This window comes from uncultured Kordia sp. (assembly GCF_947496985.1).
Classification (GTDB): domain Bacteria; phylum Bacteroidota; class Bacteroidia; order Flavobacteriales; family Flavobacteriaceae; genus Kordia.
The window spans coordinates 228,227-253,120 of the sequence record NZ_CANMEZ010000007.1 but is presented as its reverse complement, the minus strand read 5'-3'; the positions used below and the strand labels follow the sequence as shown (position 1 = coordinate 253,120).

At 31.6% G+C, this 24,894-nt stretch carries 19 protein-coding genes; 9 read left to right on the top strand and 10 right to left on the bottom strand.

The window, feature by feature from the left end:
• Positions 1-152: 152 nt before the first annotated feature.
• The 4 genes from Q0828_RS17935 to Q0828_RS17920 form a co-directional block, all read right to left on the bottom strand.
• Positions 153-335, bottom strand: a complete 183-nt coding sequence (locus tag Q0828_RS17935; RefSeq protein WP_298424339.1) for a hypothetical protein — start codon at positions 333-335, stop codon at positions 153-155.
• Positions 336-528: 193 nt separating this feature from the next.
• Entirely contained in the window at positions 529-1,197 is a 669-nt protein-coding gene (locus Q0828_RS17930; RefSeq protein WP_298424336.1) for a hypothetical protein, read from the bottom strand.
• Positions 1,198-2,079: 882 nt separating this feature from the next.
• Positions 2,080-2,307 carry a hypothetical protein gene (locus Q0828_RS17925; RefSeq protein WP_298424333.1) on the bottom strand — a complete coding sequence of 76 codons (228 nt, stop codon included), beginning with the start codon at positions 2,305-2,307 and terminating at the stop codon, positions 2,080-2,082.
• Positions 2,304-2,798, bottom strand: a complete 495-nt coding sequence (locus tag Q0828_RS17920) for a hypothetical protein (protein WP_298424330.1) — start codon at positions 2,796-2,798, stop codon at positions 2,304-2,306. Before Q0828_RS17920 ends, Q0828_RS17925 begins: the two co-directional genes overlap by 4 nt.
• Positions 2,799-3,083: 285 nt before the next feature.
• Here Q0828_RS17920 and Q0828_RS17915 point away from each other — a divergent pair, with 285 nt between their 5' ends.
• The 5 genes from Q0828_RS17915 (at position 3,084) to Q0828_RS17895 (ending at position 9,570) form a co-directional block, all read left to right on the top strand.
• Positions 3,084-4,796, top strand: coding sequence for an AraC family transcriptional regulator (locus tag Q0828_RS17915; RefSeq protein ID WP_298424327.1), 1,713 nt, complete (start codon positions 3,084-3,086; stop codon positions 4,794-4,796).
• 87 nt (positions 4,797-4,883) lie between these two features.
• Positions 4,884-5,045: a hypothetical protein gene (locus Q0828_RS17910; protein WP_298424324.1), complete on the top strand. Its 162-nt coding sequence runs from the start codon at positions 4,884-4,886 to the stop codon at positions 5,043-5,045.
• Between the two features lie 85 nt (positions 5,046-5,130).
• Positions 5,131-7,338 (top strand): prolyl oligopeptidase family serine peptidase, encoded by a 2,208-nt coding sequence (locus Q0828_RS17905; protein WP_298424321.1) that lies wholly within the window; start codon positions 5,131-5,133, stop codon positions 7,336-7,338.
• Positions 7,339-7,467: 129 nt separating this feature from the next.
• Positions 7,468-7,851, top strand: coding sequence for a hypothetical protein (locus tag Q0828_RS17900; RefSeq protein WP_298424318.1), 384 nt, complete (start codon positions 7,468-7,470; stop codon positions 7,849-7,851).
• Between the two features lie 42 nt (positions 7,852-7,893).
• The gene (locus tag Q0828_RS17895; RefSeq protein ID WP_298424315.1) at positions 7,894-9,570 is read left to right on the top strand and encodes a S8 family serine peptidase; all 1,677 of its coding nucleotides are present in this window, start codon (positions 7,894-7,896) and stop codon (positions 9,568-9,570) included.
• Positions 9,571-9,597: 27 nt separating this feature from the next.
• On the opposite strand, the gene Q0828_RS17890 is transcribed toward Q0828_RS17895, so the two are convergent.
• Positions 9,598-9,846: a hypothetical protein gene (locus Q0828_RS17890; protein WP_298424312.1), complete on the bottom strand. Its 249-nt coding sequence runs from the start codon at positions 9,844-9,846 to the stop codon at positions 9,598-9,600.
• 220 nt (positions 9,847-10,066) lie between these two features.
• On the opposite strand from Q0828_RS17890, the gene Q0828_RS17885 reads away from it, so the two are divergent.
• From Q0828_RS17885 to Q0828_RS17875, 3 genes are all read left to right on the top strand, one after another.
• Positions 10,067-11,092: a helix-turn-helix domain-containing protein gene (locus Q0828_RS17885; protein WP_298424309.1), complete on the top strand. Its 1,026-nt coding sequence runs from the start codon at positions 10,067-10,069 to the stop codon at positions 11,090-11,092.
• Between the two features lie 94 nt (positions 11,093-11,186).
• Complete coding sequence (locus Q0828_RS17880) at positions 11,187-12,866, top strand: S41 family peptidase (protein ID WP_298424306.1); 1,680 nt, start codon at positions 11,187-11,189, stop codon at positions 12,864-12,866.
• Between the two features lie 26 nt (positions 12,867-12,892).
• Complete coding sequence (locus Q0828_RS17875; protein WP_298424303.1) at positions 12,893-15,799, top strand: T9SS type A sorting domain-containing protein; 2,907 nt, start codon at positions 12,893-12,895, stop codon at positions 15,797-15,799.
• A 59-nt stretch (positions 15,800-15,858) separates the two neighbouring features.
• On the opposite strand, the gene Q0828_RS17870 is transcribed toward Q0828_RS17875, so the two are convergent.
• The 5 genes from Q0828_RS17870 to Q0828_RS17850 form a co-directional block, all read right to left on the bottom strand.
• Positions 15,859-17,418 (bottom strand): class I SAM-dependent methyltransferase, encoded by a 1,560-nt coding sequence (locus Q0828_RS17870; protein ID WP_298424300.1) that lies wholly within the window; start codon positions 17,416-17,418, stop codon positions 15,859-15,861.
• 84 nt (positions 17,419-17,502) lie between these two features.
• A complete protein-coding gene (locus tag Q0828_RS17865) occupies positions 17,503-17,751 on the bottom strand; it encodes a hypothetical protein (protein ID WP_298424297.1) in 249 nt (82 codons plus the stop codon).
• A gap of 210 nt (positions 17,752-17,961) precedes the next feature.
• Complete coding sequence (locus Q0828_RS17860; protein WP_298424294.1) at positions 17,962-18,207, bottom strand: hypothetical protein; 246 nt, start codon at positions 18,205-18,207, stop codon at positions 17,962-17,964.
• A 192-nt stretch (positions 18,208-18,399) separates the two neighbouring features.
• A complete protein-coding gene (locus Q0828_RS17855; RefSeq protein WP_298424291.1) occupies positions 18,400-18,588 on the bottom strand; it encodes a hypothetical protein in 189 nt (62 codons plus the stop codon).
• A gap of 94 nt (positions 18,589-18,682) precedes the next feature.
• Positions 18,683-20,353 carry an ABC transporter ATP-binding protein gene (locus Q0828_RS17850; RefSeq protein ID WP_298424288.1) on the bottom strand — a complete coding sequence of 557 codons (1,671 nt, stop codon included), beginning with the start codon at positions 20,351-20,353 and terminating at the stop codon, positions 18,683-18,685.
• Between the two features lie 430 nt (positions 20,354-20,783).
• Here Q0828_RS17850 and Q0828_RS17845 point away from each other — a divergent pair, with 430 nt between their 5' ends.
• Positions 20,784-24,254, top strand: a complete 3,471-nt coding sequence (locus Q0828_RS17845; RefSeq protein WP_298424285.1) for a GEVED domain-containing protein — start codon at positions 20,784-20,786, stop codon at positions 24,252-24,254.
• Positions 24,255-24,894: the final 640 nt, after the last annotated feature.

Sequence of the window (24,894 nt, the reverse complement as noted above, 5' to 3'; positions counted from 1 at the left end):
AAAGCCATGCGTATAGCAGGCTATGCTATTTTATAAGCATGGCTTTTGGGTAATTATGAAAAAATTAGTGAAACTCAGTTTTGAGAAACCTTTTTAGGTGTACTCAAAATTGTTGGTTGAACTAACGCCGTTGCATAGCGGTGTCTTGGTTGCTATATATCTTCATTTTGCAGCTTTTGCAATTTTTCGCTATTCAATTGTGTTTGTGAGTCCATCAATTTAAATAGTTTTAAAACGAGTTTTATTCCAAAAACAATAACTGTTATTAATATAGCTATGGATACAAATTGCCAAAGCACTAATACAAAACTGAATGAATCTATGGTTGTTTTCATGGCTTAGTTTTGTTTATCCTTTTTCTTTTTAAAAACAAGCATTACCAACATTATTCCAAGTATTCCACACTGACCATAGAAAAACAAATCGTTAGGATAATATGTTTGTATAAACTGTAGAAGTAATGTGACGATTATAAGTGATATTATGATATAGGTTGATTTCATTTTATTTTTTAATTTGGTTAAATCATTAATGACTATTAGCAAGACATTCTCTAAAATCATTATTAGCATCGTTTAAGCAATCAAGACCTATAACTCCTGCCGCTACAACTCCAATTACAGTTCCTACTCCAAAAGTCCAGAAAGTAGAAACGGCAACTGCTGCTAACGAAGCGTAAAGCCTTCTTTCACATCTTGCTACGGCTCTGTTGTAGATATATCCACAGGTATTATGTTCTGCTTGATCTGTTTGCTTTAATTGTTTGTCTATTTCATTTAATATAATGTTTTCTATTTCTTCAGGAGTTATCTTTCCAAAATTATAATTATTTAATAGGTTATTAATGTTGTTTTGAACCAAAAAATACATATTCGCAAATTCTTCAGAATTGTTAATATTATTATTTGATAGTTCGGTTACTAAAGAATCATAGTTTACATACTGATCTAATTCTGTCACTAACGATATCGATGTTTCAGTATACTCATTTGGATTAGTTAAATAATTATCAATAATATTTATATGGTTTGCAACAAAATTTTCTAAAGTTACAGACTGTTCAAAATTCTTTCCTACAGTGGTTAGTTGAGTTTGTTCATTAATATCTACATCAGCTATTTGTTGAGGTTGACATGAGACGAATAACATTAAAACTGCTAAACAGATTGATACATACGGTTTTCTAAGTTGTTTCATTGATAATTGGTTTTTTAAATACGCCTACTCATTCGTTTTTCGGCATCCACGACTGTTTGTTTCATAGTAGTTAGTATTTAGATATGAGTATTGAGATCGTTTTTAAGTTTCACCACTCAATACTAATACTTCACTACTACCAAAGGAATAGTATCCTTATAAAAAACATTTGCCGCGATGTGTATCTTGAACTCTTCTCAACTTTTTTTAGCCGTATCGCTGTTATGACTTTAAAAAAGTGTCTTGTCTGAACAAGTTGCTTCTAATTTTCGGTTAAAAATTAAAAATCAAGATGAGTTCATAAAAAATACCTATCTTTGATGTGCAGATCGTAGGCAAATGTTTATTTGTTTACTTAGAACTCTCACCATTGGTGGGAGTTTTTTTATTTTAGCTCGTTTTGAGTTGAAAATGATTTCATTTCAGAACGGAGTTTGTGCGTTTTATGTTTTGTGTGATTCTGAATCAGAATCAGAATGACGTTCTATATTCTCTTTTTTTAGGTTATTTACAGTCTTTTTTCGGTTTTACATAGGTTTGAAGCGGTTCATTACTAGTTGTTACCCCTCTAGGAACTGTTTTGATGTGGTTATTTACCCATTACAAGTGCTTCAGTACCCTTTTTAGTAGGTTCTGTAAGGGGTTTACCCCCTAAAGGAACCCCTTTTTTTAGGTTTGGAACCCCGTCGAACCATTACAGAACCTACATTGCACCATTACCAAACCCCAATTATTCATTATATAACCCCAACTAATGATGAATGAACTTCAAGCATTGGTTAGAAAACCTCTTTTATCTATACTCTTGGCTCTATATTCTTGATTCTTTTCTATAGTTCTACTGAGCGGAGTCGGAGCACTACAATTCCAACAACTCATTCTTCAATGCCTCTCGCCTTTCTCTATGGTTTGGGCAAAGAGTTCCAAAATGGCATTTTCTATTTTCTTGTTTTCATTCAGCCCATTAAACACATTACGAATCATTGATGTGCCATAAGGTTTCCCTTTTCTATTGGTTACTTTATTTTCTTTTAAAATTTTTAGGACCCTATCTGTATAGTGATAACCCAATACTTTTTTTAGTTTTTTATATTGTTCTTCATGTATCATTCTGTTATGTTTTCTGTGGTATCGTTATCGGCTGTTCTAGCACTTTTACTAAAGAGTACCTTCATGTCTTCAAATACCGTTTTAGCACCTGCTTCGTTTTCACCTGCTAGATAGCGCATCATTCGATAAAAACTTAAGGAGTTGGTGTAATTATCATGGTCTAACAGTGTTTTGGTGTCTATGAGTTGCTGAGAAAGGTTTTGTAGTCGTTGTGTGCGTTGCTCCATTTGTTGACGAGCGTTGTAGTCTTTATCAAACTCTACTTTGTCTAAAAAACGAGGAATCCAATTTGGGTATTGTTCCATATAGTTTTTTGCTTTGTCTACAATGAGTTTGTTTTGGTTGCCAATGCTTCCGTATTGTCTTCGTTGTTCAGGGGTAATATTTACTGTTTTTCCTGCGAGTACTTGTTGGATGCCATCTAAATGTGCATCGAGAGCTGTGAGTTCTTCGGGAGTAAACTCAATACTGATTAAATTTTCTAATGCCATACTGTTTTTGTTTTAAGGAATTATACTTTACTTCATAAATCTGAGTTATCGTAAGAAGTAGTTTTTATTTTTTGAGATTTCGCTTGTTAAAATTAAAACTGTTATTTTAGCTGTCAGATTTTTTTGATGTTGTAAATGTATATCTGAATTGTATATAAATACAAGAGATATAAACCATTATTTATAAATTGATAGTAGGTATTTGTAAATTTGTAGTAATTTTTTTATTTCCTATATAAACCTCAAAAAGAAAATGTTATTTTTAATAAATTTTTTTATGCACTCGTGATAAGGACATCTCCTAAAAAATATTGTCTTTTAATTTTTATACTTATTTGTATTCTTCATGCAAGAGCACAAGAAATAGTATCAGATTCTTTGGGAAGTTATAGTTTCAAAGAACTATCTGAAAAGTTTCATAATTCCACAAATTTAAAAGATGTATTTGCGAAGTATTATTTAAATAAAGCAAAAGAAACTAATGATACTTTACATATTGCTAGAGGGTATAAGTTGTATACTTTTATGGTTTCTTCAAGTAAGGCTGTTCAATATGGAGATTCTATAATTAAAGTTGCCAGGAATAGTAAGCATAGAAGCTATCCTGCGGAAGGTTATATATTGAAAGCCTACTATTTGTATCAAAAAGGGGAATATAACAATTCTCTTGATAATTATATTATAGCTTTACCTCTTGCTATCAAGAAAAAGAATATAAGACAACAATTATATATAAGGCAAGCAATTGGATCATTGAAAAGTAGGCTGGGAAACTATAGCGAAGCTTTAAATATCTTTAAAGAAGACTTACATTATATAGAGTCATTACCTAATTATAAAACTGAGCATAAAAAAAATTATTTACAAGCTATTTATAATGTTTCTGATAGTTATTTAGATATGAAAATACTTGATTCTGCTAATGTCTATATTGAAAAAGGAGTTATTGAGAGTCTTGTATTAAATGATTCAATCATATATCATGATTTTATTTCTGCTTCTGGTTATAGTAAATATTTCAGCAAAAAATATACAGAGGCATTAAATATTCTAAATACTACAACTCCTTACCTAGAAGGTTACAGTTTGGGAATTAATTACTATTATAAGGGTAAATGTTATAAATATTTAGGAAAAAAAGAAAAAATGTTTGCTGAGTTTAATAGAGCTGACAGTGTTTATCAAACTAATAAAGATCTATTTCCTGAGCTGCAATATATATATGAAGCTTTTGTAAAATATCACAAGAAAAATAAAAACACTACACAGCAACTTCATTATCTCGAAAAGCTTATTTCTGTAGATAGTATATTGGATATTGAAAATAGTTATTTGAACTCAAAAATCATAAGAAAATATGATACCCGTATATTACAAGAAGAAAAAAAGAAACTTAAAGAACAAATAAAATCATTGCATGTACAAAATATTCGTTCTTACAGAGGGTTAATCTTTTCCTTAATTTTTATAATCATTATTATAATTGTACTAATATATTATTATCTACTACAGAGAAAGTATAAAAGAAAATTTAACGAGGTAATTGAGAAATCAAAAAATCAAAAAATCAAGCCAACTAAAAAAAGACCTTCCAAAGTAATTAAAAATAAAATAGGAATTAGTCAAGAAATAGTAGATCAAATTTTGCTTAAGCTTGATGAGTTCGAAAAAAATAATTTGTTCCTTAATTCGGACATAACCGTTGCTAGTTTAGCTAAAAATATTGACACAAACACGACCTATTTATCTAAAGTTATAAATGCATATAGAGGTAAGAACTTTAGTGTATATTTAAAGGAATTGAGAGTTAATTATGCCATAGATCAATTACAAACTAATTCTACTTTTCGTAAATATTCAATAAAAGCAATAGCCTATGAAATAGGTTTTAATAATGTAGATTATTTTTCTAAAGCTTTTTCGAAAATCACAGGAATACAACCTTCGTACTTTATAAAACAACTGGAAAAACAGGAAAAACACACCCATAATTTGTAAATTATGGGTTATAAAGGATTTTTCAAGAGGTTTATCAAGAGGTTTTTCTATAGATTTGGGGTATTAAAAATTAAAAAATAAAGAATAATGAAAAAAACATTTTTAAAAAGATTCGCAGAAAAATCTATTCAGGATACTAGTTTATTAAACGCAATAACTGGTGGTGATGATGGACAGGCTGATAAAAAGAAAGTTAAAATTCCTTCAAATGGTGATAATCCAGATGATGAAGTGTCAGACGGAGAGTAAAAAATTATAGCGAAAAGCATTATTAAAATGCTTTTCGTTTTTTTAAAGCTAGACAATGATTATTGCCAATAATTCTTATCCAATTATGAAAAAAATTATAATATTTATTTTATTTTTAAATATAGTTTCATGTAGTTTTCAAAAGGAACAAAACTTTCCTTCCCCTCCAAAAATTGAAAAAGAAATAGCTACCGATACTTATTTTGATATAACTATCGAAGATCAATATAGGAATTTAGAAAGTTCAAAAGACACAATAGTTCAAAATTGGTATAAAGCACAAGGAGATTATGCTCATAATATTTTATCTAATATTAGCGGTGTTGATAGCTTGGCTGAAATTATGCAAGAGTTTAGTAAAAGAAAAACATACAGAATTCGTAGAACAGCAATTGTTGATGGTGAACAATATTTCTTTTTGAAAAAGATGCCTAATGAAAAGAAGTATAAATTATATTATAAGAAAGGCTACAATGGGGTTGAAGAATTTATTTATGATCCAGAGAGTTTTAAACCAGAAACAAATAATAATTATGTCATTAATTATATTCGTCCAAGTTGGAACGGTAAATATGTTGTAGTTGCTTTAACATACAAAGGAAGAGAAATAGCTGAAATGATAATCATTGATATGGAAACTAAAAAACCTCTAGAGCAAATAATTGATAAATCTTGGGCTGCTTCATTTTACGGGGTTGATTGGCTTCCTGATAATACAAGCTTTACTTATTTACACTTTCCTAATATTGATAAAAATAACAAGCGATCTAAATCAAATACTCAAGCTGTTTTATATAAGATAGGACAAGATCCAAAAAAAATAAACCCTGTTTTTAGTCCTCAGAATAACCCTGAATTAAACTTAGATACTACTAGTTATCCAATAATTGACATTAAAAATTCAAAACAAAAATATGCAATTGCATTTATGCTTAATGTGACCAATTATTTTGATGCATACTATACTGAAATTGAGAATTTAGGGAAAGAAAATATAAAATGGAAACCATTTTTTACTATTGATGATAAAGTTTACAGGACTCAATATAGTATTGATGATGATATAATAACTTTTAAATCAGGCAGGGAAGCTTCTAACTATTTTATTGGTCAAACTAATTTTAATAAACTAAACTTTAATTCCACTAATAAGTTGGTAGAAGAAAAACAAAATGAAATTATAGATGAGTTTAAGGTATTGCCTGAAGGACTTTTTTACTCTACTATTAAAAATGGAGTGCAAGCAAAATTTTATAAATATAACTCTAAAGAAGAAGAGATTAAGCTTCCTAAAGTTTCAGGAGGTATTGCTTTAAGGTCACACAACAAAAAAGACTTATTTGTAACTATCAATGGATGGATTAATAAAAGTGAAAGATATTTCTATAATCCCGAAACAAAAGAGTTTATTCTTACCCCCTTTTCTCCTTTAGTTGAATATCCTGAATTAGATAATTTGGTAGTAAAAGAAATAGAAGTACTTGGTCATGACGGAGCATTAATTCCTTTATCAATAATACATCATAAAGATACTGAATTAAATGGGGAAAACCCATTGTTTATTTATGGTTATGGTGCTTATGGTGATGACTCAAACCCAGTTTTCTCAACAATATTTTTAACATGGGTAAAGAAAGGTGGAATTTTATGTGCTGCTCATGTAAGAGGTGGTGGAGAAAAAGGAGAAAAATGGCATTTAGATGGAAAAAAATTAAATAAACCTAACACTTGGAAAGATTTTATTTCTTGTACTGAATACTTAATTGAAAATAAGTATTCATCTAAAGAACATATTGCAGCTTGGAGTGGAAGTGCAGGTGGAATTATGGTAGGTAGAGCCGCTATAGAAAGACCTGACTTATTTAAAACAATTATTATAGATGCAGGATCATTAAATCCAATTAGAGATAGTAGTATTGGCGGAAGTAGTAATTATAAAGAATTTGGGTCTATAAATGATTCAATTGAATACAAAGGAATAATTGCTATGGATTCATATTATCATTTAAAAGAAGATACCAAATATCCTGCAACTTTATTAAATGCAGGAATGAATGACCCTAGAGTTGCACCGTGGGAATCAGGGAAATTCGCAGCAAGGCTACAAGAACTTAATAAGTCAAACACCCCAATTTTGTTTAATGTAGATTATAACGCGGGTCACGGTAGTGGCACAACAGTTGGTAAAGTTTATCAAGAATGGGCTTCAAATTTCGCTTTTGCTTTTTGGCAAACAGGGCATCCAGATTTTAAGTTAGATAGAGAAGCTGCTTTTGGTAATAAAAAGGAATAACTCACGCACATCATTTGGTCATTAATCAACACCGCGTTTATCATTCTATTTTTTGCTCTAGTCCTAACATTATTTTCAAAAGGAAAAAAGCTGTTTAGTAACAGATATGGCAATCCTATCATTATTGTATTGGTATTAGGTGTATTGGGTATTATCAACGCTAAGGATAATGAGTATAACAATACATATGCGTTGTATGGTAATGATATAGAGACAAAAAATACGCGTTCGGTTGATTTACGAATGGATGATAGTTTATCACTTATATTTCATTTAGACATTAGATTAAAACAAAATTCCAAAGGAGCATTAATTCCAAGTTATAGTAGCAGTTCTTTAAGTGGATTTATAAGTGGTTTTGAATGGGAATATAAATATGTTGACATTGATGAAAACACGGATGGTACTTTTTCGTATGAAGCCAACGGATTATTGTATTGGAAACTATTTGGGATTAAATTCTATACCCAAAATAAAGATTTCAAAGGTACATTTGAATTACAGGAATATTAAAAGTGTATTCTTATATTTACTACTGAATAAACATACGTTTTCTTGAAATCATTACAACCATTCATTCTATTTTTAATGTGTAGCTTCCTAATTGCTTGCTCTTCTATACAACCAACTATTAAGCAATCACAAACAATTACTTCAACTTTTTCTAAAAAACAAGCACTTACTGACGAAGAGAAGAAAGATTGGCACTTTAAGAACATTTATACAGATTCTATTCCGGGGATAAGTTTAGACAAAGCATATGATTTCCTAAAAGATAAAAAAGGCGATACTATTATCGTCGCACTTATTGATACAGAATTAGATATTGATCATGCAGATTTAAAGGATCAAGTTTGGATTAACAAAGATGAAATTCCTAATAATAATATTGATGATGATGATAATGGTTATATAGATGATATTCATGGTTGGAATTATGTAGGCAGTAAAAAAGGAGATAAAATTCCTTATAGTCAAATAGAGCATGTTAGAATTATTAAGAAGTATGATTCACAATTCAGAAATATAGTTTCCGTAAAAGATGTTCCTGAGCATAAAAAGAGAGAATTTGCTCTTTATCAAAAAGTGTACATTGCATATAATAAAAGACTAAAAAAAGTTCAGACAGATGTTGAGAATTACACTATTGCTAAAAATCGCTTTGTTTTAGGAGTAGAAGTGCTTGAAAAATACCTTCCTAATATTGAAGAACCCTATAATCTTAGCTCCTTAGATTCTCTTAAGCAAACGCTAAAAAATAAAGATGAAATTGAAAAATTAGAACGACTAATACATTATAAAAAATATAAGAATACGCTAGTTTCCATAAGCAATCGACTAAAGTTGTTTAAAGAAATCGTTTCGTATAATTTAAATTTTGACTTTGATGAACGTTACCTTACAAATGATGATATGGATGATTTGAATGATTTTCCATATGGTAATAACGATGTTGAAGGTGTACAGAAATTTAGTCATGCTACAAAAATGTCATCAATTATTGCAGCGACAAGAAATGATACCTTAGTAGAAGGGATTAATGATAAGGTGAAAATAATGCCCTTAAGTATTTCTGTAGCAGGAAGTGAGCATGACAAAGATATTGCCTTAGCAATCCGTTATGCGGTTGATAATGGCGCTAACGTTATTAATATGAGTATTGGAAAGGATTTTTCATTACATCCTGAATGGGTATATGATGCAATAAAGTATGCCGAAAAACATAATGTTTTAATTGTAACTTCAGCAGGAAATGACGCGTATGATTTAGATAAGATTGAAAATTATCCAAATGATGCTAAAAGCGATGGTGTAGAATTTGTGAAAAATTTTATAAAAGCTGGGAACAGTTCTTATCAATTAAATGCTAAGCTGGTACAAAGAGCTTCTAATTATGGAAAAAGAGAAGTAGATATATTTGCGCCAGGGACACGAATTTCGTGTTTAAATAGATGGCGAATGACTACAGACACTGGGACTTCTGAGTCATCTGCGGTAGTAAGTAGTATTGCTAGTTTGCTATTTTCGTATTATCCTAATCTAACTGCTTCCGAAGTAAAACAAATTATTATGGAGTCGGGGATTTCATATGATGTAATGGTAAATAAACCATCCACAAACAAAGAAAAAGAGTTAGTTCCATTCAGCTCCTTATCTAAATCAGGAAAAATAGTAAATGCCTATAATGCTTTGTTACTAGCAGAAGAAGTTTCTAAAAAGAAAGAAAAATAAAAAGCGAACCGAAGTTCGCTCTAATCTTTATAAAGGAATTTTAAAAGAAGTGTTAGGAACACACATAGTAGTGTTGGCAGGACAATAATATGTAGGGCATTCCCCTAATCTTGAATCGCACATATGATTGGAACATCCTGCATCAAAAGTTTGTATTGGAGGAACACATAATAATTCATCAGTTTTAGAATCTGATAATGCGCCTCCTCTTTGTACATTAAAGTTTGAAATAGACTTCTTGTTAAGCTTTAATGATTTTAAATTTCTTTTTTTCATGGTATATAGTTTAAATTGATAACTATAAAACAATCAAGTGTTGTAATTCCTACTTTTTAAAAAGATAAATAAGTTAAAATTTTAAGATTTTAGAGTCAAAAAGTGCGAATTAAAACCTTGAGTTTATTTAAATATTTATGGTGTACTTAATTCATTATTGATTTATAATTCATAATAATTTAAACAGTACCAATAGAAAGAAAATTTTATATTTGAGTTAATGAAATTTCTACCTCAGATAGTATTTTTTTTGGGAGCTATAGGCGTATTTAATAGCCTAATTATTTGCGGATATTTTTTATTCAGTAAATCAAGAAAAAACTCAAGTAATCGGATATTTGGAATATTCCTACTTGTACTAAGTTTGCGAGTATTGAAATCTTTGTTTTATGCTTTTGCAGGGGAAAAACCTATATGGTTTTTGCAACATGGACCAGCGTATTTTTTACTTATAGGTCCTTTGTTGTTAACATACATTTTAAGTTGTGTAAAACCAACTTCGAACCTATTAAAATATTGGAAAGCTCATCTATTATTTTGGATCTTAATAGTAACTTATTTAGTAATTTTTATTCCTTTTCCAGACAATGTGGAGTTCAACAAAAAAACACTTCTTCCTATCATAAATTTACAGTGGCTTTTATTTATTATTATAAGTGGCTTTGTGATAAAACCAAAAGTAAAAAACTTTAAAAATAATCCTGTTTTAATAAAATGGTTAACAACATTAGTGCTGGGTATTTTAATTTTATGGTTGTCTTATTTCTTTATACAATATGATTATTTTGTTAGCGGTTCCATCATATTTTCAATATTATTTTACACATTCTTTTTATTTTTCCTATTCAATAAAAAAATAGCTCTAAACATATTTCCAAAAGCTAAAAAAACTACAATTTCAAAAACCACAAATGAAACAGAGAAGTTGGTTGTTGAATTAAAAAAAATAATGACAACTCAAAAATTATATACAAATCCAAATTTAAAATTATCAAACGTAGCTAGCCATCTCAATATATCTACACACGAACTTTCGAGATTATTAAACGAAAATGTGGGTGAGAACTTCACTGATTTTATAAATAAATACAGAATTAAAGAAGCAAAGGTATTGATTAAGGAAAATTTAAAATATACTCTTGAAGCAATAGGGAATCAATCAGGATTTAATTCTAAATCAGCATTTTATAAAGCTTTTAAAAAGTTTACGAATATGACGCCTGCTAAATATAAATCTCAACTATAAGTTCTTTTTTATAAATCAGTACAAAATAACGCTTATGTAATTACTTTTTTTATTAAAAGTGATGTAAAATTGTTTTTAAATAAATGTAAGAAGCATGAAAATAAACAATATAATTCTCTTTGTATTGTCGCTGTTTTTTTTCAATAGTTGCCAAACAGAAACTCAAAAATCCATAAAAGAAGCATTAGTGAAAAACTCTTACAGTGATATTGATACTGCAATTGTTTTTTATAATAAGTTAAAGAATGAAAATCCCAACGCGTATAATTTTGCAGATGAAAAAGAACTAAACAATCTGGGGTATCAATTACTCAGTGATGGCAGAACAGAAGACGCCATTAAAATATTTAAATTATTAGTTGCCGAATTTCCAAATTCATTTAACGCTTATGATAGTCTAGGGGAAGTGTATTTTTTAAATGGAAACATAGAACTAGCATTAAAAAATTATAGAAAATCTTTAGAGTTAAATCCCAAAAATGAAAATGCGGAACGATATATAACGAATATAGACTTTGAAAATCGCAACAAAAATAAATTCTACAAAATCTATCCAAAACAACAATACTTGGATGATTTAGATGAATTGGCAAATACAGTAACCACTGAAAATCCACATCCATATAAGTTTATGTCAAAAGAAGATTTTTGGCGCATTGTTAAAGACAAAAAAGCTTCCATAACAAACAATACTACTTACAGTGAATTTATTTGGAGTTGTAGTGAAATTGTAGCAAATATTAATTGTGGCCATTCCAGTTTATGGTATTTTAATCAAGAAAGAGAAATGTTACCTAGCGCGTTACGATTTCCCTTAGAAGCAAGACTAATCAATAACAAATTTTATGTCTCAGATCCTTTAATCAATAACGTACAAGTAGGAAGTGAAATACTTACAATAAATGGTAAAAGTATCCATGAGATAAAAGAAGATATATTTCGTCACATATCATCACAAGGGAAAATTGAAACTACAAAAAAGATATTTTTGAATAGTTACTTTACTGCTTACATTCCGTATGCACTACATTTTCCTAAATCCTATACCATTACAATTAAAGGAAAGGGTACGCCAATAAAGCTAGCACAATTAACTAGGTATACTCCAAAACCTCGTTATTTTCCAACAAATCTATGTGAAAGTAAAGAGCTATGCTTAGATTTTGTAAACGATAATACCGCAGTACTTACCATTATAAATAGCGCATATTATGGAAGTAGTTTTTCCATCTTTAAAGAATTTATTGGTAATAGTTTTCAAGAAATAAACTCAAAAAAAATTGAGCATTTAATTATTGATATGAGATCTAATGGTGGCGGTCCAAGCAATACAGGTATTCATTTGTTGAGACATCTTACCAAAGAAGCGTTTATATATAAAAAAGTTGCTGAAGGCTCAGATATAGCTCAAAAATCATTTAAACCTTTTGAATCTAACTTCAAGGGGAAGTTATACTTTTTAATTGATGGGGAATCAGCTTCTACATCAGGTCATGTGTTATCCATTGTAAAAGACTTAAAATTAGGTACAATAATTGGTGAAGAAATGGGAGGAAATCATTTCTGTACAGGTGGTCAAAAACGTTTCAAACTTACCAATACTGATGTTTTCTATTCAGTTGGTAGATTCACAAACATAAGTGCGGTAAATACCAATTTTGACGATAGAGGTGTGATGCCAGATTATGTTGTAACACAAAGCATCCAAGACTATACAAATGATGTAGATACCGTTATGGAATATACCATGCAACTTATTCAAAAGACACATTAACATTAACATTTTAAAACATAAAAATTATGAAAAAAATCTTCTTTATTTTTTTATTAATCACCACAGTCTGTTTTTCGCAAGAAATTCATGACATTCCAACTTCATTAGGAACGTATTATCAAGAATCCCCTGGAAATGAGGAAATTTCGGATGAAAATATTCTTATCAGAATTGACACGATTTTTAGCTATTTAAATGGAACAATTGTAGATGCAACACTTCCAGATGCACATCAAGGAGAAGCTTTTGAAAATCATTTTCGAGGAGTTGTAAGTGTATACTATTCAAAAAGAATATTAGCACATATCCAACTGTATTATTACTACAGTAATCAAGGAGCTACGCTAGAGGCAAATGACCAAAAAGATCAAATAGCTAAGTTTTTTGATTTATTTTTAGGAGAACAATGTACCGACTACTCTCCTTCACAAGATGCTGCTAATTGTTCATTTTCGCATGGAGGTTTTCCGGCAGAATACCAAGGAGAAGAACTTCCGGATGACCCTAGTGCAAATCCATTGCCAACGGCTTTAGCGTTAAAAGTTTTTGCTGAAGTGAGAAATTTATATGATAGCTTAGGAGAACCAGTTCCAATAATAGGTTGTGATGAATTTGAAGATAGAGTGTATCAAGCAAAACACGCATTGTATACGTATCAACAAATTAATTATCAGTATCTTAATATGACTGGATTTACGCAGATTGGGGCAACAAGTATACATGAATTGTATGACGATGCTTGGAGCATGGATTTTTTAATGGAAAAAGCAACAGAATTATTTGACCAAACAGGCCCGTTAAGACCATATGAAGGAGGAGACCCTGATTGGGATAAAGACTGGAATGAAGGACAGCAAGCAGACGGATCATGGAAAGATTATGGCGCTATATATGTTATTGGAGACTATTTCCTAAGTGCTAATGGAGTTACTTTGCTTGATCTAAATGAATGTCAAAAATGGCACGATTCAGAATTAGATTATCATTCCATTATAACAGAAGGACTGGCTTATTTATACAGTACCTTAGAAGAAGGGGATTTAAAAGATAAAACTAGAAAACATTTAGTAGCTTCTATCAATCATGTTATTGATTATGATGGGCAAACTACTCATATAGAAAACCCATTTAATCCACTTGTTACCGGAACTGGACAACAACAAACGAGGCTCACCAATCTTGGAAGAATTACAAAATACCATAGAGAGGCCGACCTTACAGATTGTCTTGTTGATACATTTGTAAATGGTAGTAATCCTAGAATAAATATGTCAGACGGTCTCAACGATTATATAGTGTTCTTTCCTAAACGTTCTGTAGGGATTGGATTTTTAAGAAGTCTTATTTTATCTAGAAACTATTTAGATGGTTTGCCTACAGCAGAACAAGAAATTTTAGATGCATTAATTGCTGGGCTAACGCGAGAAATTATTAATGTTGGTGGAGGACCAAGTGGATCAGGGTATAAAAATCTTCCATATGAGCAATTATATGATCTCTCATTATATCTAAACAGAAAAAATTTAAATAACATTCAAAAAAACAGATCGAAAGATAAAGCAGTTGCCGCTTTTAAATTTGATGATACAAATACAGCTACCATAGTTTCTCATAAAGAAAATACTACGCTTACATTAGATTTTAATGAAGCTATTTATTCGCATAACCAAGAAGCTGTGGATATGCTTTCAGGCGATTTTAACGGAAATGGAAGTGATGAACTAATCATCACTTTTGATGGAGGAAACACATATAGATATAGAGAAAATAGTGCTGGATTTATGGATACTCCAACACTAATATACAGTACTAATGGAGGTACTATAAAGTCTGAAAAGTTAGTGGCAGGCGATTTTAATGGCAACGGTATTGATGAATTAATAGTGACTTTTAGTGATAATAAAATGAAAAAATATGGAGAAAATAATGTAGGGCAACTTGTTGAAAATGATACTTTTTATTTAGGGGCAGCGGTAACACATATGGAAGTAGGTGATTTTAATGGTGATAGTGTGGATGAACTCATCGTAGTAAATAGTGGTGGCTTACTCAATACAATTACTAGATATCATCAAAATTCAACAGGAAATATAATACAAGGCGATATAATATTTAGTGATGCAACAGTATATCCATTACATATTGAAGTTGGAAACTTTAATGAAGACAGTAAAGATGAATTAATTGTAGCATTCAGTGATGGAACTGTAACCAGATATAAAGATGATAGCATTAATGCAAATAGCAATACAAATAATCTTGTAACTGATACAAGTGAAAACTTTTACCAAAATAGTTTCATTTTACCAACCCATTTAGAAGCCGGAGATTTTAATTTAGATGGAGAAGATGAATTAGTCATAGCTTTTAACAACAAAAAAATTTCCATATATGAAGAAGATGAAACTACGGGTTATATGACTTTTGAACAAAATTTTTACAGCGGAAATCAGCCATGTAGCGGTTTAAGCGCTGGAGATTTTGATGGTGACGGTGTTGATGAATTATTAGTAGGATTTATCAATACGGTATATCGTTGTATAGAAAATAGTGCAGGTGTAATGCAACTAAAATCCTCGATCAATCATAATGGAGATGATGTAAATCTGATTACTACCTTACGTAGAAACAGAATTCACTGTCCAGGAGGAGCAAGTTCAAGAGCTGCAAACACCACAAGATTCAATGCACAAATTGTAACAACTCCGTTCAATGCCATGCTAGTGTCTGGCGAAGAAGCACTAACACTATCTGTAAAAAATCAAAAAGTAGATACGTCTATCTTAAAAGTATACGACATCACAGGACGCTTATTACTAAGTGAACAATTTGAAAAATCTATTCAAATAGCGCGTTCAAAACTAAATAGCGGAATGTATATTTTTAGTATTGAAAACGGATCAGACAAAAAAATTATAAAGACGATCAACTAAATATTAAAAAAATAATTAACAAAAGAGCAACTTATTTCATATTGAAATAAGTTGTTTTTTTATTGTATCAAATTAATACTAATGGTAGAAATTTCATCGCTTGGAAAACGATACGAATGTGTCGGATCAATCTTAATTCCTGCTTTCGCAATTGCATCTAAAAACACTTCCAATTCCACAATATACTGATCAGAAAAACCATGCGTTACATCATATGCTGTACAAGGTGTTTTACCCAAATTTACAGCAACTGTAGTTGGTGAAACCGTATGCAACTCTATAAATAATAATCCGTGGTTTTTAATATACGGTTTCCATTTCTGGAAATGTTCTATCAAGCTTTGTGCAACGTCATTATTGTGTAATAATTTTCCACGATGTGAAAACGCTCCTGTAGACAATAAGTCACCAGTATATGTCCCCGTAGGGATATTAAACGGACGATTATGATCTAAAAAAGAACGCACATTTAATAACTCTTCCAGTTTTACATTGTAAAGCGATTGTAGTTTTTGATCAATCTCCGCAGGATTTCCAATATCGCCCCAAACAACTTCCGCCCAAACGTTGGCTTTTTCTAAATTTCGTTTGGTACTCAATAAGGCTTCTTTATTGTAATCTGCACCTACTAAAATTAATTTGTTGTTACTCAGATCATCTCTGCGTTGAGTTTGATTCCAAATTAAATCAAAAATATGTTCTAACAAAGCACCATTTCCACAACCGACATCAATAATTCCTTTTGGTTGCTCAGCTAGTGGTTTATTAAAAATATCCACAAGTACGGCATCAAACTTATTAAAATAGGTTGCATGACTTCCGCCACTTCCCCAAACATTGATACCTCTAAATACATGTTGTTCATTCCCTAAACGATCTTGCTGAAAAAACGGAAGAAAATCTCCTGTCAAATACGTTTCCATATGCCGCATAATTGGTGTGTACGAAACAGTAACACCATACGCATAACTCTTAGTAAACAGAAAAGTGCCTTTTTTTGTCAATGAATTCCCATCATATAAATCTAACAAACGAAATAATTCTTGAACAGATGTATCTTCTAAAAAAGTATATGAATCTATATTTTCTAAGTCAGCATTATATCCTAAATAAACTAACAAAGGCGCTAACAAAACACCTTCCAAATGCATAGCAATCTCTTCTTGGAAATATATGTCGTTGTGTAAATTCTTCTTCTCAGAAGACAAATAAGAAGCAAATGCAGTTAACTTTTCAATAGTAGCTATAGGAAAAGCAAAAGGCTTTTTCAGCATTTCATAATAAGATGCAAACAAGCTGTTAAAATGTAAATAATGCGAAACATGCGCTGTAAAAGCAGTAAACTTTGCGTTTGTATGTATCTGTATTTCTTCCGGTGTAACTTTATATATTAGTATGCCTTGTGAAGCCAAACTACGCAACGCAACATTAACATAACCTGCATGAAATTGAGGAAATTCTTTAAGAATACTAGCAACGGAAGTAATAGTGTTGTTCGTTAAAAAATTAAAAACGCCGTGATGTTCTAAGGTAGCAATAATGGATGTAATGGCAATTCCGTCTTGGTGTTTAAATAATAATGAACGGAATGCACGTTTTTGTTCTCTAGTTAAAGTCATATCTCTTAAAGATACATATTTTTCAAATGTAGAAAAAAAGAAAAAGTGAGCTTTAACTCACTTTTAATATATTTTAAAAAAATACTAACGTCCGCCACACCATGCATCAGGACTTGTCCAACTTAAGCAATACCAACCATCATCCCAGCCAATTGTAGGAAAGTCGCAACCTTTAGCTGCTGTTAATGGCTCTACATCACAAACCTGACAAGTAGTTGGTCCGTCAGATGCTGCTGCTGCGTTTTGAGCATTTTGAGCGCCACCATACGTAGTTTTAAAATTAGAAATGACACTTTTTTTTAATCGTAAACTTTTTAAATTCTTTTTTTTCATGTTGAATAATTTTGATTAAGAATTCAAACTATAAAGAAATCACGTACGAAAAATAAGATATTTCTAAAATGTCAGACTGAACTTTTGAATAAGCTTTCTTAATTTCTAAATAGTAATTAAACAATCTTCATTCAAACCGAAATATAAAAAATAAGGCTGTCTAAAAACAATAAATTTCAGGCAGCCTTATTAATTTTTCAATTTAATTGTTTAAATAATTGGACACTCTCCCCATCCTCCAGTACAAATAGCAGGATCAGAATAAGGTGTTGGAGCTGGCTCAGGCGCTGGTTGTTCTGGACAACAAACAAATATGTGCGATTTTGTAATGCAATCCGGAGTTCCAGATGGGCAAAACATAGATATATATCCGCCACCATTAATGTTTCCTTCTAATATTAACTTAGAAACTGTTTTTTTGTTTAGTGATAAGTTGTTGATTTTCCTTTTTTTCATGATTATTAATTTTCTCACTAAACCTACTAAAAGGGAATACGTGTTGTTTGCAAGAATTTCTGAAATAGTTGTTTAAGTTTCTAAAAGGATATTGAAAGTAGTAATAACTTTTAAAAGCATATAAAAAGCAGAAGAAATAACAATACTCTTCTGCTCTTTGAAAATAAATTTAAAACGGTCACTTCTGGTAATCTACCAAAAAGGACATACTACATATTTGCTATGACAACGTGGAATAAAACTAGCAGGTATCGGATTAGGGTTTTGAGGTTTAATAGGTGTGGTTGTGGCAGTAGCTCCACCTTTTAACTCTTTTAATGTAGCTAAACTTGAAACCGTTTTTTTGTTCAAAGACAAATTGTTTACTAATTGTTTTTTCATGATTTTCTATTTTTTGTTCGGTACAAAGGTGCACTCATAGAAAACCGATTTACACGGTAAAAACACTATTTTAAGTAAAGGAAATACATGGGAATTAAATCCCCTTAGGAATAGCGTCAATTAACGTTTGTGTGTAGTTTGATTTAGGATTTGCATAAATAGTGTCAGCTTCGCCCAATTCTTCAATTTGCCCAGCATTCATCACTAATAATTGATCTGAAATGTATTTAACGACAGCTAAATCATGTGAAATAAAAATATAGGTAAAACCAAAATTATCTTTCAGTTCGTTCAACAAGTTCAATACTTGTGCCTGTACCGAAATATCTAGTGCAGAAACCGATTCATCACAAATAATCAACTTAGGCTGCAATGCAATAGTGCGTGCAATTCCAATACGTTGGCGCTGTCCACCCGAAAATTCATGCGGATATCTACTATAATACGAAGCGTCAAGTCCAACGCGTTCTAGCAATTCGAGTACTTTTTCCTTTCGTTCTGCATCATTTGCGTACAAGTCATGCACTTTCATTGGTTCTAAAATAGCATTCCCAATAGGAATTCTTGGATTTAAAGAAGCAAACGGATCTTGAAAAATAATTTGTATCTCCTTTCGTAAACTTCTAATAGCAGCGGCAGGCAATTTCGTAATATCTTGTCCTTTATATAAAATCTGTCCTTCGGTAGCTTTGTGTAACTGTAAAATAGTATTTCCTAAAGTAGATTTTCCACAACCTGATTCGCCAACCAAACCAAGGGTTTCACCTTCATACAATGAAAAACTAACGTCGTCTACAGCTTTCACTTCCGTAGATTTTCCAAAGATACCTGCGTTGCTAAAAAATGATTTTGATACATTCTTTACCTTTAATAATGGCGCTTTCGCGTAAATGGACTCGTGGTGTTTTGCACGTTCTGTGTCACTTACTACCGTATCCGAAACAGTACCAGCCAATACATCTTGAATGGTTGGAAGTCGTTTCAAACGAACTGCTAATGATGGTTTTGACTTCAATAAAGCCTTAGTGTATTCATGAGTTGGATTTGAAAAAAGATTTGCTGTTTTTCCAGCTTCTACAATATCACCTTTATACATTACAACAATTTCATCGGCAATTTCACTCACCAACGACAAATCATGTGAAATAAAAATAATCCCCATGTTAGTTTCCTGCTGCAGTTCTTTCAACAATAAAATAATTTCTTTCTGAACCGTTACATCTAAAGCAGTTGTGGGTTCATCAGCAATCAATATCTTTGGTTTACAAGCAATTGCCATAGCAATCATGACACGTTGCTTTTGCCCACCACTCAATTGATGTGGATATGCGCTGTACATTTGAGCAACTCTTGGAAGTTTTACCTTTTCAAATAAAGATAATACAGTTTCTTTTACATTTTTCTTGGTTGATTGTTTGTGTTGTAGTAATACTTCTTCAACTTGCTTACCACAAGTCATTGAAGGATTTAAAGAACTCATAGGTTCCTGAAAAATCATTGAAATTTCATTCCCGCGAATGCGTAGAAACTCTTTATTCTGTAAAGAAATTAAATTCTGATTATCATAGATAATTTGCCCAGTAATGGAGGTGTTTTTCTTTGGTAATAAACCTAATATAGCCAATGAAGAAACTGATTTCCCACTTCCAGATTCGCCAACAATCCCTAAAATTTTATTCTCAGAAAGTGCATACGAAATTCCATGGATAACTTCATTTTCTTTAAAAGAAATACTCAAATTTTGAATTGATAGTAGCGTACTCATACTTCAAAAATACATTTAAGTTTATTCTCTTCAAAGCAAAAAGAAGGTTTTACAATTTATTTATAAAAGCTTGCAAAATTGTGAGTAGAAGGGAATTTTAGTCAAAAAAATCACTTAATATATATACTCTAGTGGTTTTATAGGATATATCTTAAAATCAGAGATTTAGCTTATTAATTATAATTCATGATATACGAGTATTTCTTAAAAAAATATGTAATTCATCGAAAAAAACTGCTATTTAACTGAAAATTCATAAAATTTTAACATTTTTGCCGCGGATTAGTGAAAAAATAAAGAGCTATTGAGTATACACCCTTGATGCTTATCATGAACGAAAATTGACAATCTTCTTCACCTTTTGATTTCATCTTGACTCTTCTTTTGTTTTTACAATCTGTTTTTAAAATTAACCAAATAACCAAAAAAAATGAAAAACAAGTACTTCAAATTAGGGCTATTTGCCCTAGGAATGTTCTTTGCCCAAACTTCATTTGCACAAACAACTGCTCAAAAGCAAAAAATTGTAAGTCAATATGATGTGCAAAAGCTTGGAACATTACAAAACAAATTTACAGCTACGCAAGTGCAAGAAAAGCAAAAAGCGATTCGAATGGCACAACAAAATGGATGGGAAGTTAGAAAAACCTTAGCTGATGGGACATTAGTTGAGCTTCAAAAAGTAACTGCTGACGGAACTCCAGTATATTACACAACATTCAATGTTGATGCAGCACGTTCTACACGTACAAACTTCTTAAATTCAGGCGGAGGATTAGGACTGAACCTTATGGGACAAAATATGACCGCATATGTTTGGGATGGAGGAATCGCAAGAGCATCACACCAAGAATATGATGGAGCAGGAGGAACAAATAGATATTCTGTCGGTGATGGAAGTTCTTCATTAAATTTCCACGCTGCACACGTTACAGGAACTATTATGGCTTCTGGAGTTGTTGCAGATGCCAAAGGAATGGCGCCACATGCAGATGCTGTAGGACACGATTGGAATAGTGATAAAGCAGAAGCTACAACAGCAGCTTCTAATGGAATGCTAGTGTCAAACCACTCGTACGGATTTGCTGCTAGAAACCCAAATACAGGACAAGTGCAATTGCCACAATACTTCTTCGGTGGATATATTGACGAATCAAGAGATTGGGATGAGATATTATTTAATGCACCAAACTATCTAATGGTAGTTGCTGCTGGAAATGATGGAAATGATAACACAGCAAATACAAACCCAACCGGAGGTTCAGGATTTGATAAACTAACAGGGCATTCAACAGCTAAAAATAATTTAGTAGTTGCCAATGCGCAAGATGCAAATATTGATGCAAACGGAAATTTAGTTTCTGTAAGTATCAATAGCTCTAGTAGTGAAGGCCCAACAGATGATTTCCGTATCAAACCAGATATTACAGGTAATGGTACTAATGTATATTCTACATATCACAATAGTAACACAGCCTATAATTCTATTACAGGGACTTCAATGGCTTCGCCTAATGTAGCAGGTTCTATATTATTATTACAACAACATTATAACAATACAAACAGTTCTTTTGCAAGAGCAGCTACTATAAAAGGTATTGCTTTACATACTGCTGATGATGCAGGAGCTTCTGGACCTGATGCTGTTTTTGGTTGGGGATTAATGAATGCAAAACGTGCAGCCGAAGTAATTACTGAAAATGGTAATGAATCTAAAGTAGAGGAATTAACATTAAACTCTGGACAAACATATTCAATTACAGTTGATTCTGATGGAACAAATCCATTATTAGCTTCAATTTCTTGGACAGATAGAGCTGGAACTGCTACAACAACAGTAAACTCTACAACACCAGTACTAGTAAATGATCTAGATATTAGAGTTACTAAAGGAGGAACAACATATTTCCCTTACGAATTAACAGGAGCAACAACAAATACGAAAAGAGACAATAACGTTGATCCATATGAAAGAGTTGATATTTCTGGAGCTTCAGGAACCTATACAATTACAGTAACGAACAAAGGTTCTTTAGTTGGTGGAAGTCAAAACTTCTCATTAATTGTAACAGGATTAACAGGAACGCCAGCAGTTTGTAATGCAACTACACCAACAGGAGTTTCAACCGCAAGCGTAACTTCTTCTGGAGCAGACGTAAGTTGGGATACAGTAGCTGGAGCAACATATGATGTACGTTACAGAGTAACAGGAACTTCTTCTTGGACAACAAATGCAGTAACTGCAACTACAACTACTTTAAGTGGTTTGTCAGCTTCTACATCGTATCAAGTACAAGTAAGAAGCAAGTGTGCTAGTGGAAACTCTTCGTATAGCGCTTCTGTAACTTTTACAACATCAGATTTACCTTCTATTTGTTCAACTACAGTAAGTTCATTCCCTTACAGTGAAGGATTTGAAGCAAACGATGGTTGGACACAAATTACTGGAGATGACGGTAACTGGGTAAGAAGAAGTGGAAGCACACCATCTTCTAACACAGGACCAAGTTCAGCTTCTGAAGGATCTAACTACTTATTCTTAGAAGCTTCTACAAACGGAAGTACAGGACAAATAGGGAACAATGCAACCGCTATATTAGAAAGTGATTGTTTTGATCTTGCTGGAAAATCTTCAGCTACATTTAGCTTTGAGAATCATATGTATGGTAACAATGTAGGTTCATTAACAGTTCAAGGATCTATAGATGGAACCACATGGACAAGTTTATGGACAGATTCAGGAAACCAAGGAAACCAATGGAATTCAGTATCTGTTGATTTAAATTCTTATTTAGGAGAAAAAGTAAAATTAAGGATTGTTGGAGTTACAGGAAATGGATGGTCTAGTGATATTGCTGTGGATGATTTGTCAGTAACAGCAGTAACAGCAGGATCTGATACACAAGCACCAAGTGCACCAACAAGTTTAGCTGCTTCTAATATTACACAAACAACAGCAACATTAAGCTGGAACGCTTCTAATGATAATGTAGGTGTTACAGAATATGAAGTGTTTAGCGGGGCTACTAGTATTGGAACTGTAACAGGAACTTCTGCAAATATTACAGGATTAACTGCCAATACTTCTTACACATATAGCGTAACTGCAAAAGATGCAGCAGGAAATGTATCTTCTTCTAGTAATTCAGTTAGTTTTACAACGCTAAGCAATGTGGTAACATACTGTGCTTCAAGTGGAAATAGAGTAACATTTGAATGGATTGATTATGTTTCTTTTGGAGGAATGACAAATTCTACAGGAGCTAACGGTGGATATGGAGACTTTACATCACAAACTGCAACAGTTAGTAGAGGAAGTACAAATCAAATTGTATTTAGTGCAGGGTTTAGTAATTCTTCTTATACAGAGCACTGGGCTGTTTGGATTGATTTCAACCAAAATGGAACTTTTGAAAATAGTGAACAAGTTGTTACAGGGTCTTCTTCAAGTGCCAATAACTTAACAGCTGATGTTACAATTCCAACATCTGCAAACACAGGTACAACAAGAATGCGTGTTTCTATGAAATATAATAGCGCACAAACAGCTTGTGAAAATTTTGCTGATGGAGAAGTAGAAGATTATACAGTAAATATTACAAATGCAACTGCAAATTATACAACATATAACGATCCAATTTCTGGAGATGTTTTAGGAAACGAAGGAGCTACATTTGACTTTACAATGTATCCAAACCCAGTAAAAGGAAGTGAGTTAACAGTTCGTGTTGCTGATGCAAGATCAACTTCGTACACTATCAAAAACATGTTAGGTCAAACTGTAAAAGTTGGTTCATTAACAAATGGAACAATCAATGTGAATGACATGAGAGCTGGTATGTATGTATTAGAAGTTACAGATGGACAAAAAGCTATTGTGAAGAAATTCGTTAAGCAATAACCACCTATCATAAATAACTAGTAAATAGAGTGCTTAAAAGCTCAAACATGTAATGTGTTTGGGCTTTTTTAGTATAGAATACTACAAGTGCTTTTTTGAAGTAGTACAAATCATTAACACTTTTGTATCAATATTTTACTTAGTTTTGAGTTGTGATTAAAAAATCGAACATACTTAAAATACAGAGTTTCTTGTTGCTCATCATCTTTGTTTTGATAAAGATGGGAGTTGCACATTCGGTTTCTCATGCGTTTTCTCATGATGATATTGCTGATTGTGATCACTGTATTTTAATTATTGATTCAAATAAGACATACTCTTTTGATCACAATACAAACGCTTATGAAAAGACTGCATTTTTTGTAGAGTCGACGCATAAGCCAATTATATTATTATATAAAAATCCTATAATTAAGGTTTATCACTCTTATCAATTCTTCAATAAACCACCTCCATCACTTGTATAAATTACAGGATAGAGTTCTTACAATCAATTAATAAATAAATGTATAGTGTTATAGCAATTTTTGTTGTGAAGACACCTATATGCTTAGTATCCAATGCTTTTTGGAACTTTCTATCCAATATGTTGAACTTATTTTAAACGAGTTCATTCTTAAAACATTAATCAAAAAAACAT

What these genes read in the sequence shown, in the direction of transcription:
- Q0828_RS17935 (WP_298424339.1), bottom strand. Translation starts at nt 335, where the DNA reads ATGAAAACAACCATAGATTCATTCAGTTTTGTATTAGTGCTTTGGCAA.
- Q0828_RS17930 (WP_298424336.1), bottom strand. Translation starts at nt 1,197, where the DNA reads ATGAAACAACTTAGAAAACCGTATGTATCAATCTGTTTAGCAGTTTTA.
- Q0828_RS17925 (WP_298424333.1), bottom strand. Translation starts at nt 2,307, where the DNA reads ATGATACATGAAGAACAATATAAAAAACTAAAAAAAGTATTGGGTTAT.
- Q0828_RS17920 (WP_298424330.1), bottom strand. Translation starts at nt 2,798, where the DNA reads ATGGCATTAGAAAATTTAATCAGTATTGAGTTTACTCCCGAAGAACTC.
- Q0828_RS17910 (WP_298424324.1), top strand. Translation starts at nt 4,884, where the DNA reads ATGAAAAAAACATTTTTAAAAAGATTCGCAGAAAAATCTATTCAGGAT.
- Q0828_RS17905 (WP_298424321.1), top strand. Translation starts at nt 5,131, where the DNA reads ATGAAAAAAATTATAATATTTATTTTATTTTTAAATATAGTTTCATGT.
- Q0828_RS17890 (WP_298424312.1), bottom strand. Translation starts at nt 9,846, where the DNA reads ATGAAAAAAAGAAATTTAAAATCATTAAAGCTTAACAAGAAGTCTATT.
- Q0828_RS17885 (WP_298424309.1), top strand. Translation starts at nt 10,067, where the DNA reads ATGAAATTTCTACCTCAGATAGTATTTTTTTTGGGAGCTATAGGCGTA.
- Q0828_RS17880 (WP_298424306.1), top strand. Translation starts at nt 11,187, where the DNA reads ATGAAAATAAACAATATAATTCTCTTTGTATTGTCGCTGTTTTTTTTC.
- Q0828_RS17875 (WP_298424303.1), top strand. Translation starts at nt 12,893, where the DNA reads ATGAAAAAAATCTTCTTTATTTTTTTATTAATCACCACAGTCTGTTTT.
- Q0828_RS17870 (WP_298424300.1), bottom strand. Translation starts at nt 17,418, where the DNA reads ATGACTTTAACTAGAGAACAAAAACGTGCATTCCGTTCATTATTATTT.
- Q0828_RS17865 (WP_298424297.1), bottom strand. Translation starts at nt 17,751, where the DNA reads ATGAAAAAAAAGAATTTAAAAAGTTTACGATTAAAAAAAAGTGTCATT.
- Q0828_RS17860 (WP_298424294.1), bottom strand. Translation starts at nt 18,207, where the DNA reads ATGAAAAAAAGGAAAATCAACAACTTATCACTAAACAAAAAAACAGTT.
- Q0828_RS17855 (WP_298424291.1), bottom strand. Translation starts at nt 18,588, where the DNA reads ATGAAAAAACAATTAGTAAACAATTTGTCTTTGAACAAAAAAACGGTT.
- Q0828_RS17850 (WP_298424288.1), bottom strand. Translation starts at nt 20,353, where the DNA reads ATGAGTACGCTACTATCAATTCAAAATTTGAGTATTTCTTTTAAAGAA.
- Q0828_RS17845 (WP_298424285.1), top strand. Translation starts at nt 20,784, where the DNA reads ATGAAAAACAAGTACTTCAAATTAGGGCTATTTGCCCTAGGAATGTTC.